The organism is Staphylococcus sp. GDX8P54P (assembly GCF_017893165.1).
Classification (GTDB): domain Bacteria; phylum Bacillota; class Bacilli; order Staphylococcales; family Staphylococcaceae; genus Staphylococcus; species Staphylococcus borealis.
In genome coordinates this window covers 17931-29135 of record NZ_JAESMM010000058.1, presented here as the reverse complement: position 1 = coordinate 29135, position 11205 = coordinate 17931, and the positions used below count along the sequence as shown (strand labels likewise).

Sequence of the window (11205 nt, the reverse complement as noted above, 5' to 3'; positions counted from 1 at the left end):
TTCAGTTTTCAATGTTCATTAAAATGGAGCGGGTGATGGGAATCGAACCCACAACATCAGCTTGGAAGGCTGAGGTTTTGCCATTAAACTACACCCGCATATTTAATTAGAATGTTTATTTGGTGCGGCCGAGAGGACTTGAACCTCCACGGGATTTCTCCCACTAGGCCCTCAACCTAGCGCGTCTGCCATTCCGCCACGACCGCTGGCAAAACGCAATAATTACTATTAATTATCGAGAACAATAATTATTGTAAATGTTTTGTAATGAAATGTCAATAACTTTTTAACATATTTTTAAACAAGTTTTACAAACAATTAATGTTTGATACATTTATTAAAGCAACGATATATACTATACATGTTTATTTGATTAATGTCAACGTATAAATGATAAAAAATTTAAGACTGGGACATAAATAATATAATTATGCTATTTTGCAGTTTCGCAGTAGCTGACTGAACTGAGAAGGCGCTTAAATCAAGCTTTTCTCAGTTCTAGTCACCCTTGCGGAGGTGGGCGGGGCCCCAACACAAAAAATCACGAAAGTGATTTTACAAGCTAAGCAGGTTGGGGATACGACGTATCTAAAAAGAATTCTGTCCCACTACCAATACGTATTTGCTTAGTTATTTCAATTAACGCGTTTTATTAGTGATAACTTCCCCTTGCACTTCCCGCATCTCATCTTTTTCACATCGACTTTTTTAATTCTGAGATATTGGCAACCACATGATTTACATTGATATACGTAATTAGCACGTTCTTCATACGTTTGAATAGGCGTACAAAATCTTGGTGCACCTACTTGCTTACTTAACACTTTAAAATCTGTATTTTTATGTTGATACCCTTTTCCGAGTATGTGTAAATGATAATGGCACAATTCATGTTTAATGATATCAATTAATGCTTTCTCCCCATAATATTGATATTGCTTGGGATTAATTTCGATATTATGTGATTTTAACATATAGCGACCACCAGTGGTGCGTAGCTTGTTATTAAATAAAGCTTTATGACAAAACGGTCTATTAAAAAACTGACTTGAAATACGTTCTACTACAATTTGTAATTCATTATTATTCATGGGAATCAATCATGGTTAAAGACACCTTGCCTTTAGTTTGATCTATATCTAGTATCCACACATCCACTATGTCTCCCACACTTACGATGTCCATTGGATTTTTGACGAATTTTTTAGATAGTTTCGATACATGGACCAAGCCATCTTGTTTCACACCTATATCAACGAATGCTCCGAAATCAACTACATTTCTTACGGTGCCACTTAATTTCATACCTACTTTTAAATCTTCAATAGATAATACATCTGACTTCAAGATTGGCGTTTCGAATTCATCTCTAGGATCTCGATTAGGTGCCATTAATGATTTAATTATATCTTCAAGTGTAGGTACTCCGACATTTAATTGATTAGCTACTTGATCCACATTTACTTTTGATAGCTCTGTTTTAAGTTTATCAGTACCTAAATCTTTAATACTTAAATCTAAAATACCCAATAATTTATACGTTACGTCATAACTTTCAGGGTGAATAGAAGTATTATCTAATGGTTCAGTACCATCTACAATACGCAAGAATCCGATACTTTGTTCAAATGTTTTTGCACCTAAACGTTTCACTTTACTAATTTCTTTATTGTGCTTAATGGCTCCATTCTCTTCACGGTAATCAATGATGTTTTGAGCAATCGTACCAGATAATCCAGATACATATTGTAATAATGATTTAGAAGCCGTATTTACATCAACGCCCACTTGGTTAACAGCAGTTTCAACTACAAATGTTAGTGCGCTTTCAAGTTCTTTTTGATTTACATCGTGTTGATATTGTCCAACTCCAATAGATTTAGGATCTATTTTAACTAATTCACTTAAAGGGTCTTGAACACGTCTACCGATGGATACTGCACTACGTTCTTCAACTTGAAAATCAGGAAACTCTGATCTAGCAATTTCAGATGCTGAATAAACAGAAGCACCCGCTTCATTGACAATAATAAATTTAATTTCTAAGTTATACTTTTTAATAACATTTGCAACAAATTGTTCAGTCTCACGACTCGCTGTACCATTACCAATAGCAATGAGTTCAACATGATTTTCTTTAATCATTCTGACTATTTCTTTTTCTGATGCTTCTATCTTAGATTTAGGTGGGTGTGGATAAATCACACTCTTATCAATAAAAGTGCCGAATGGATTAATTACTGCTAACTTGCAACCTGTTCTAAATGCTGGGTCAACACCTAAAATTTGCTTACCCTTCATAGGTGGTTGTAATAACAAATGTTTTAAGTTTTCACTAAAGACTTCAATGGCATGTTGTTCAGCTTTACTAGTTAAATCGGCTCGAATTTCTCTTTCGATTGAAGGCATAATTAATCGTTTCAGACTATCCTCAATAGCTAGCTTAATATAATCTCTATGCGGATTTTGATGTTTAATTTCACTTTTCTCAATTGAACTAGCTACTTGTTTTGTATCAAATTCTATTTTGATTGATAGAATTTTTTCTTTTTCACCACGATTCATAGCAAGTACTCTATGATTTGCTACATGCCTAATAGGTTCTACATAGTCATAATACATTGCAAATATTTCTTTTTCATCTTCTGCTTTCTTCTTCTTAGTTGTCACAATACTTCCCTGTCTATAAAGCTCTTTTAATATGCGACTACGATATTTAGGATTATCTGAAACATGTTCAGCAATGATATCTAATGCACCTTGAATCGCCTCATCAATATTTGTTACCTCATCAGTAATGAAACTTTCTGCCTTTTGTTTTAAGTCACCTTGCTGTCCATCATAGATCCATTTAGCTAAGCTTTCTAAACCTTTTCTTTTAGCTTCTGTCGCTCGTGTTTTCTTCTTTTGTTTAAAAGGTCTATATAGATCTTCGACACGTTGCAATTTAGTTTGTTTAAGTATATCTTCTCTCAACTCATTTGTTAATAAGCCTTGTTGTTCAATATTATGTATAACTTCTTCTTTTCTTTTTTGTAAATTTGCAACGTATTGGTATTCATCTGAAATCTGTTTGATTTGAACTTCATCCAATCCTCCAGTTGCTTCTTTACGATATCTTGCAATAAAGGGAACCGTATTGTTGTCTTCTAATAAACTTAATAATGATTTCACTTGTTTTTCAGAAAATTGATATTTTGTTGTTATTTCATCAATTAAATTTTTATTCATTTTATGACCACACTTTTTCATATTTTCTACTCAATTTTATCATATTTTTCATGTTAATTTATTAAGTCAACTTTGTACCTATTTTTATTTATTCATATCAATATAAAAAAACTGAGGCATGACGATACCTCAGTTTCTATTACTATTTTACTGTTTAGCAGCTTGCTGTAATTTCTTGATTGCAGTTCTTTGCAATCGAGACACATGCATTTGACTTAAACCAATGCGTTCACCAGTTTCTTTCTGGCTTAGCCCTTCAATAAATGTGCATTGAATGATTTCTCTTTCTCTATCTGAAAGAATAGGCAAAATACGTTCCAGAATCATACGTTTTTCTGTTAAGTCATAATTGTCATCTCTTTGACCCATTATATCTAATAAAGTCACTGTTGAACCATCTTTATCTGCTTCAATCGAGTGATCCACGCTAAGCGCATTATAACTTTGTCCCATTTCCATAGCTTCAAGTACTTCTTCTTCAGAAACTTCCAAACGATCAGCAATTTCTGCTATTGATGGGGAACGTTCTAATTCATTCGTTAATTCATCGCTTACTTTTTTTATACGTGGACCGATTTCTTTTATTCTTCTTGGAACATGAACACTCCAAGTTTTATCTCTTAAATATCTCTTAATCTCACCAATAACGGTCGGTACTAAGAATGCTTCAAATTTGCGATCAAAAGACAGGTCAAATCTGTTAATAGCACCTATTAAACCAACCATACCAACTTGAACTAAATCTTCGTGATGTGATTGCCCTTTTGAATACTTATAAGCCAACGATTCAATTAGTTTACGGTAATGATTGACTAATCTGTCTTGAGCTTCTGTATTAGCGTTATCTTGATGTTCCTTAATCCATTGGTTAATTTGTTCAGGTGATACATCATTAACTGATTTCGACTCTTTCGTCATTATTTGGCACCTGCTCTTTTTTTATATACTTAATCATACTGATTGTTACACCAGATTCTTTAAAGACTTTCACTTCATCCATTAAGGATTCAATTAAGAATAAACCAAGTCCGCCTTCACGTAAGAAATCGATATTTTCATTCTCATCGTAAGGTCCTAATTGTGATTTCGTTGTCTCATAATCAAAACTTTCGCCTTGATCTGAGATAATAATTTTTATTTTATCATCAAATAACTCAAAACATAAATTAATCATACCATTTGTATCTTTATTTTTATAAGCATGTTTAACTGCGTTAGTAACGGCTTCACTTACTGCAATTTTAGAATCTTCGATATCGTCATAAGATGCGCCTGCTCTTGAAAATACCCCTGATAACGTTAAGCGAATTAGACTTACATATTCGGCAGAGGCAGGCAATTTCATCTCGATATAATCATTTTTAATTGGCAAGTTATTCTACCTCCGTTCCTTCATTGACATGCATTAAGTCTTTAAGACCAGTAATATCAAATAATCTTCCGATTCTATCTGATACGCCTAAGATATATAACTCTTTATCATTTTGGTTCAATGCTTTTAATGTTCCTACAAATAATCCTAATCCTGTAGAATCCATATAACTAACGTTTGTTACATTAACGTGAATATCATGTGTACCTTCTTGTCTCATTGGCATTAATACTTCTTCCAATTCAGGTACAGTATATACATCTAATTCACCAGCAACAATAACTTCATAATATTCATCATGTGTTACCGTTTCAATGTTAAGGTTCATAGTTCTTACACTCCCATTTTAGTCTTTTGTTACTACCAATTATGTATACTCTAGTAAGTATACCCATAGTTAGATTTATATAATCAATAAATTTAATATTTAATTTACACGTTTTATAATCAATATAGTCATATCGTCGCGTTTGTTAGGATTTTGAATTTTTAATATAGCTTCATAAAGTATTTGTACTATATCTTGTGGATGCATATGCTTATATTTTCGAATAAGGTTTAACAATGTCTTTTTAGCGATAAATTCACCATCCGTATATCTTGCTTCTGTCACACCATCTGTAAATATTATAACTAAATCATCTAAGTAGATTGGGATTTCTTGTTGATTATATCTAGTGTGCTGACTTACACCTAGTACTCTACCTCTAACGTCAATTTCTTCGAACGTTTCAGTTTCCGCTCGATATATGTATCCCGGCTCGTGTCCAGCAGAACTACAATATAATAAATGGTTCATTTCTTCATAGAGTCCATAAAACATAGTTACAAACATATTTTGATTTACGTTTTTTTCAACAACTCGATTGAGACGCTTTAAACCATCACTTGGCAATTGAGAGTGGCCATAAGAGTCCATTCCGAACTTAATCATACTCATTGCTAGTGCAGCAGGGATACCTTTACCTATGACATCAGCAACCGCAAAACTCATCGTTCCATCTCGATGGTCAATTAAATTAAAATAATCGCCACTTACTTTCTGTGCAGCGACAGAAATCACACCGATTTGAATACTATCAAATTGAGGAATATCCGTTTTCAACATGGTTTGTTGAAGCCTTGAAGCTAAGTCAATTTCTTTATCGTGGAATTGCATTTTATCAACTAACTTTTGGTAGTCTCGATAGCTATAGCCAAATCCTTTGACTACTTCTTGCAAAACATCTAATGTATTCAAAATTTGTTCTTTCTCTAAATTCAAGGAGGTTACATATGATTTGTGTATATTCACAATATCTTCAGGTAGAATATCTTTTTTTATGACTTCATCTGTAAAATCATTACATTTTATTAGAAATTGTTGTTTATTTTTCGTAACTAAACTTTCATCTATAAGTTGCTTATAATGCTTTTTAAATTCTTCCACGAATCTGCCTCCTTATCTCAATAAATGGATCGCTAATGACTTATTTATATGTATTTAATATTTATTAATAAAATTTACTAATGCTAATGACATAATATTAAATAATAAACTCTCTATTTAAAAAAGACTTTAGGTATTACCTAAAGTCAACAACTAAAGACCTTTCAATCATTTTCGTACTTATCTTCTTTCATAATGCATATGTATTAAGTACTTTGAAATCAAATAATTAAATATTTGAACAACTGATATTAAAAATTTTGTCTTTAATAGTTAATATGAAATACATTTGGATTATACATGAATTTAGTTAAGAATTTTGGGATTTAACTTCATCATGTAATCCTAAACTAATATCTAAGGCATCATCTACTTCTTGCATTTTCTCTTCAGATAAGTACGTTAATTTTTCTTTTAATCGCTTTTTATCTAGTGTACGAATTTGCTCTAGAAGGATAACTGAATCCTTATCAAGTCTATATTTCTTTTTTTCAATTTCAACATGTGTTGGTATTTTCGCTTTATTAATCCTTCCCGTAATCGCAGCGACGATTACGGTAGGACTATATTTGTTGCCAGTATCATTTTGAATGATAACTACAGGTCTGACTCCCCCTTGTTCTGAACCCTGTACTGGTGACAAATCAGCTAAATATACATCGCCTCTTCTAATCATTCACTCTTATAATTAGAAATAATGTACGTTTCATTGCAATCACAAGCTTCACATTCTAATGGAAAAGCTTCTGTCGCTAGGGAGAGATTTAATTCGGCCATCTGAGCATAGCCCTCTTTTAAAGATTGTTCAAGACTGTGACTTCTATTTTGATTAAAAGTAAGCATAATATGAACCTCCAATTGATACCAAATACAACATTATAAACTTTAATTTATTTTTATAATAACAAATTTTGTATCAAGTGACTATACTATTTTAATAATTCATTAGTTACATGCATCTCGTCATCAACTTCGTAGATTCTAGGTAAACGTCGACCTAAATTGCATAGTACTTCATAACTAATCGTGTGTTGCTTTTGTGCTAAAGCTTCCACTGATTGTGGGGAATCACTTGAGTTATCTATAAGTGTCACAGTATCGCCTTCTTGCACATCTTCAGGCACATGTATAATCATTTGATCCATACATACACGGCCGATGACTTCGCATTGATGACCGTTTACACTTACATATGCACCTTGCATTGAACGTAAGTAACCATCTGCATAACCAATAGGTAGAATCGCAATCTTCATATTGTCAGTTGCTGTATAGGTGCTTCCATAACTGACAGATTCACCTGGTTTTAAATATTTAGTTTGGACTACTTGTGTTTTTAATTGCGTACTTGGTTGCAATTGAGTAGTAACTGTTTCTTTAACATACGCTGACGGATAGTAGCCATATAAGGAGATACCTAATCTAATGGCGTTACATAGTTCATAATGTCTTAATAAAGAACCTGCTGAGTTTTGTGCATGGATATATTTTGGCTTTTCAGCTTGCGTGACTATTTGCTCAAATTGTTCATACTGTTGATCCATAGAATCGCCCGGTTCATCTGCATTAGCGAAGTGCGTATATACGCCTTCGAATATTAAATGCGGTTGGCTATGAATTAGACGGATAACTTCTTTGTATTCTTCTAATGATTTAATTCCAAGTCTACCCATCCCTGTGTCTAATTTTACATGTAGCCATAGATTCTTTTCATTATCATCACTAATTAGATCAATTGCATGTTGAAGCCATTGTAGTGAAGGTACAGTCAATGCAACTCTATGTTGAATTGCTTTGTTTATATCTTCAAGTGGTATAACGCCTAAAATAAGTATTTGCGCATTTACACCATGCATTCGTAATTCAATCGCTTCGTCAAGAGTGGCAACTGCAAAAAACGTAGCACCGTTTTTCATTAAATGTTGTGCTATCTTGACGCTTCCTAAACCATAGCTATTTGCTTTTACGACTGGTATCACCGTTTTATTGTTATGCAACGATTTGAATGCATTATAATTATTTAAAATTGCTGATAAATCTACATTTAAGTAGGTTGATCTATAGAATTTATCTGACATAAGTAGTCCTCCTCTTTACTATTAAATACCATGTAGTAGTTGATTTATCTCGTGCAATTGGCGAGGTAGAAATTATTTACATTATAATACTGTTAATCTCTCTTTTCTAATAAAACCTGACTCATCGCATAATGCTCAGTGTGTGTAATAGATACATGTACGATAAAGCCTTCGTAATCAATACATGGTTTCCCATTGCTATCGTTATAACAATTAATATCTTTAAAGGCCACTGTTTTTCCTAAACCAGTTCCTAATGCCTTACTGAACGCTTCTTTCGTTGCGAAACGACCTGAAAGAAACTCTAGTTTTCTCTTTTCACTTTTAAATGATTGGAACTTTTGTTCTTCTTCTTGAGTTAAAATTCTTTTGACTAACCTGTCTGTTTGTTTCTCGAAAGCGTTCTTAATTCTTTCAATTTCTATTAAATCAATACCTATTCCATATATCATGCTAAGCCCTCACTCACTAGGTAGATTTGAACGATCTATTGTTGTAGCCATTTCATTAATATCATTCTGCTGTATATTTTTCTTATTTTGTATCATTTGTTTAAGATTTATTGCGTCTGTTTTTGTAATCAGGTCTATTTGAGAAATACCACCGGCAGTCGATAAATGTAATGTTGCTAATTGATATTTTCTCATTAGAAACCCTTCCTCAATATCGATATTCTGAATTCGATAAAAAGGAATGATTTTAGTGTTGATAAAAATAATACCTCGTCTTATATAAATTTCATTGTTCGAATAATAATAGCGAAAATTTTTATATTTTAAAAATGGTATTAGAAATATAAAAACAACACAACATAAAATTATAAGTCCTATCGCAACACTTACAATCAATAGGCGATGCAATGCTTCAATGTATAAATCACATAATACACTTGCTACTACCACAATAATTGTAAAAATAATACTAGCAATCATTGAAGCAATCCTCATCACTTTAGGGCCATTTTTATTCATGTAATTATAATTAGTCATCGTACTCACCTCTTAAATACGCATCAACATAGCGTTGCGAAGTTTCTTCTTTTATAAACTTTAATTCCATAAATTCAAATATTGATCCCTTAGCAACAAAGAAGTAAATATTAGCTAAATGACTTCTTTCAAGTAGAGGATGTTGGCTCGTCTCTATACCTATAATTTTATTTGTTTTGAAATAATATGTTTGAAAACCAAACGTACTCACTCGTTTCAAAGTAATTTCATCATTTTCTATCACTAGGCCAGCATTTTTAACGTAGATATATGCATGTGCCATCATCACAATAATGATAATTAAAGCGATAAAAAAGCTCCATGCACTCCAAAAATAAGTTCCAATACTAGCGATAATTAAAACAATTATACTCGGTATGAAAAAGTGACGATGAAATCCATTCCACGGCATAATGTTTTGAACCTTATTAAACTTCATTTCAGGCACAAGCTCGCCAATAATTTCATATGCTTCTTTTTGTTTTATAAATGGTAATATCATAATTTTACCATTATTACTTGCATCATCATTAGACTCGATATCCATATCACTCGTGATAATAAAGTGTATAGAGGTGTATCCAAAGATTTTTCTTAAGAAAGATTGTTTCTCTAATACGGCTTGTAGTCGATCTGTTGGCACTGTTAGATTTTTCACATTAAAAAGACCGTAACTAATCTTAAGATGATTACCCTGTTGGACAACTTTGTAGTTATAGTAACGTATAATCGTGATTATAGTTCCTAACACATAACTAATGATTAAAATAGATGCAACTATAAATAGTACAATTATAAGTACAGAATTCACCCATTGCCATAGATTAGACGTCCATTTATCCCAAGGTATCACATTTTGAAATGCACCTACTATTGGTGAAACTGTAGCAAAAGCCACTCCAATTGCACCGCTCGTCATAGCCATTAGTATTAATGAACTTAAGGACATTTTAAACACATGCTCTGGATTACGCTTTGTTGAACTCGTCGATGCATTTAATCGCTCAGTATTTAGTTCATTATCACCTATAGCATCATTGATCGTGTATTCCAGCGCATCATTATTTAATTCTTTTTGTCTAGAACGGATAGTTTGTTCAATTAAATCACTTTGTTTCTTAGTTATTGTTGACAATTCAATGCCATCACTTGGCGCTTTGATTTGTAAACGAACACCACCAACGATTTGATTAATCAAACCTTGTGTTGTATCTAATGACTGAATTCTGCTTAAATTTAGTTCTTTTCTTTTTTTATTTAACCAGCCAGAAGTAACAATAAATTGGTCATCTTCAATCCAATATCTTGTAACTTTAATTTCTAAAAATCGATGTATAAACGTTAAGATAAAGATGAATAAAAAGATGGATGGACCAATATAATGTCGAATTTCTGTAAAATCAAAATTCCAAATATTAAAACCAACAAATACGATAAATGTAAAAATATTTTGTTTAATCACATCTATTATCCCTGTTATGTATGAAATAGGATGTAATTTTTGGGGATTAAACATCTGAATCAGCACCTCGCAATGCTATAAAAATATCTTCTGATAATTCATTCATTTCTTCTTCTGAGACAATGGGTAATTTCAGTTCATGCCCCGCAGTTACAAAAATTAAAACATTTAATTTTAATAATTTTAAAATAGGGTTACTTTTAATTTCTAAAAATTGTAGACGTTCAATTTTAGTTATTTGGTGTTTTTTAAAAATAAAAGTTTTTTTAACTTCGACATTTCTATTATCAACCCTATAATAACGATATTTATACTTGATAATCGGTTGTAATAGTAAACGAATAATCGAAATGAAGACTAAGAAGATAAGTATGTAGACAATAAAGTGGTACCAATTAAAATATTGCCACATTGAAAATAGTGCAGCAATGATAATTAGTTCTATTAAAAATAAGATACCACTATTGATCCAGTGGTATTTCAGTGCATTTTTAGGACTTTTATGAAATGATCGTTCTACCTTCATAATATACTCCTTTGCAATTTTACTTTATTATATCATATTCGATATGATGCTTACGCTCCTATAGCGAAGATGCAATAAGGTTCATTTATTTTTAGGCTTGTATCGAATTAAAAAACCA

At 32.0% G+C, this 11205-nt stretch carries 13 protein-coding genes and 2 tRNA genes; all 15 read right to left on the bottom strand.

From position 1 onward, the window contains the following. Positions 1–24 precede the first annotated feature (24 nt). Positions 25–98: transfer RNA gene (locus KA909_RS12790), tRNA-Gly, on the bottom strand. 22 nt (positions 99–120) lie between these two features. Beyond that, a tRNA-Leu gene (locus tag KA909_RS12785) sits at positions 121–206 on the bottom strand. Positions 207–635: 429 nt separating this feature from the next. Continuing rightward, positions 636–1091 (bottom strand): SprT family protein, encoded by a 456-nt coding sequence (locus KA909_RS12780; RefSeq protein WP_193839119.1) that lies wholly within the window; start codon positions 1089–1091, stop codon positions 636–638. Then, entirely contained in the window at positions 1084–3231 is a 2148-nt protein-coding gene (locus KA909_RS12775; protein ID WP_193839118.1) for a Tex family protein, read from the bottom strand. Before KA909_RS12775 ends, KA909_RS12780 begins: the two co-directional genes overlap by 8 nt. Before the next feature lie 147 nt (positions 3232–3378). Continuing rightward, positions 3379–4149, bottom strand: coding sequence for an RNA polymerase sigma factor SigB (gene sigB, locus KA909_RS12770; protein WP_070854339.1), 771 nt, complete (start codon positions 4147–4149; stop codon positions 3379–3381). Continuing rightward, on the bottom strand, positions 4124–4576 hold the full coding sequence (gene rsbW / locus KA909_RS12765; protein WP_070854366.1) for an anti-sigma B factor RsbW: 453 nt from the start codon (positions 4574–4576) through the stop codon (positions 4124–4126). The genes sigB and rsbW overlap by 26 nt, the downstream gene beginning before the upstream one ends. Positions 4577–4604: 28 nt before the next feature. Beyond that, a complete protein-coding gene (locus KA909_RS12760; RefSeq protein WP_011275274.1) occupies positions 4605–4931 on the bottom strand; it encodes an anti-sigma factor antagonist in 327 nt (108 codons plus the stop codon). A gap of 99 nt (positions 4932–5030) precedes the next feature. Continuing rightward, the gene (locus KA909_RS12755) at positions 5031–6032 is read right to left on the bottom strand and encodes a SpoIIE family protein phosphatase (protein ID WP_053031221.1); all 1002 of its coding nucleotides are present in this window, start codon (positions 6030–6032) and stop codon (positions 5031–5033) included. Between the two features lie 310 nt (positions 6033–6342). Beyond that, entirely contained in the window at positions 6343–6708 is a 366-nt protein-coding gene (locus tag KA909_RS12750) for a type II toxin-antitoxin system PemK/MazF family toxin (RefSeq protein WP_053031219.1), read from the bottom strand. Continuing rightward, positions 6705–6875, bottom strand: coding sequence for a type II toxin-antitoxin system antitoxin MazE (gene mazE, locus KA909_RS12745; RefSeq protein ID WP_037538759.1), 171 nt, complete (start codon positions 6873–6875; stop codon positions 6705–6707). The genes KA909_RS12750 and mazE overlap by 4 nt, the downstream gene beginning before the upstream one ends. 86 nt (positions 6876–6961) lie before the next feature. Further along, positions 6962–8110 carry an alanine racemase gene (gene alr, locus KA909_RS12740; protein WP_193839117.1) on the bottom strand — a complete coding sequence of 383 codons (1149 nt, stop codon included), beginning with the start codon at positions 8108–8110 and terminating at the stop codon, positions 6962–6964. Positions 8111–8202: 92 nt separating this feature from the next. After that, positions 8203–8562: a holo-ACP synthase gene (gene acpS, locus KA909_RS12735; RefSeq protein WP_193839116.1), complete on the bottom strand. Its 360-nt coding sequence runs from the start codon at positions 8560–8562 to the stop codon at positions 8203–8205. Positions 8563–8571: 9 nt separating this feature from the next. Further along, a complete protein-coding gene (locus tag KA909_RS12730; RefSeq protein ID WP_193839115.1) occupies positions 8572–9099 on the bottom strand; it encodes a PH domain-containing protein in 528 nt (175 codons plus the stop codon). Further along, a complete protein-coding gene (locus KA909_RS12725) occupies positions 9092–10615 on the bottom strand; it encodes a PH domain-containing protein (protein ID WP_193839114.1) in 1524 nt (507 codons plus the stop codon). The genes KA909_RS12730 and KA909_RS12725 overlap by 8 nt, the downstream gene beginning before the upstream one ends. Then, complete coding sequence (locus KA909_RS12720) at positions 10608–11087, bottom strand: PH domain-containing protein (RefSeq protein ID WP_053031208.1); 480 nt, start codon at positions 11085–11087, stop codon at positions 10608–10610. The genes KA909_RS12725 and KA909_RS12720 overlap by 8 nt, the downstream gene beginning before the upstream one ends. Positions 11088–11205 lie beyond the last annotated feature (118 nt).

Coding starts and splice junctions, on each gene's coding strand:
- KA909_RS12730 (WP_193839115.1), bottom strand. CDS start 9,099: ATGACTAATTATAATTACATGAATAAAAATGGCCCTAAAGTGATGAGG.
- KA909_RS12780 (WP_193839119.1), bottom strand. CDS start 1,091: ATGAATAATAATGAATTACAAATTGTAGTAGAACGTATTTCAAGTCAG.
- sigB (WP_070854339.1), bottom strand. CDS start 4,149: ATGACGAAAGAGTCGAAATCAGTTAATGATGTATCACCTGAACAAATT.
- KA909_RS12750 (WP_053031219.1), bottom strand. CDS start 6,708: ATGATTAGAAGAGGCGATGTATATTTAGCTGATTTGTCACCAGTACAG.
- KA909_RS12775 (WP_193839118.1), bottom strand. CDS start 3,231: ATGAATAAAAATTTAATTGATGAAATAACAACAAAATATCAATTTTCT.
- rsbW (WP_070854366.1), bottom strand. CDS start 4,576: ATGAAATTGCCTGCCTCTGCCGAATATGTAAGTCTAATTCGCTTAACG.
- KA909_RS12725 (WP_193839114.1), bottom strand. CDS start 10,615: ATGTTTAATCCCCAAAAATTACATCCTATTTCATACATAACAGGGATA.
- acpS (WP_193839116.1), bottom strand. CDS start 8,562: ATGATATATGGAATAGGTATTGATTTAATAGAAATTGAAAGAATTAAG.
- alr (WP_193839117.1), bottom strand. CDS start 8,110: ATGTCAGATAAATTCTATAGATCAACCTACTTAAATGTAGATTTATCA.
- KA909_RS12720 (WP_053031208.1), bottom strand. CDS start 11,087: ATGAAGGTAGAACGATCATTTCATAAAAGTCCTAAAAATGCACTGAAA.
- mazE (WP_037538759.1), bottom strand. CDS start 6,875: ATGCTTACTTTTAATCAAAATAGAAGTCACAGTCTTGAACAATCTTTA.
- KA909_RS12760 (WP_011275274.1), bottom strand. CDS start 4,931: ATGAACCTTAACATTGAAACGGTAACACATGATGAATATTATGAAGTT.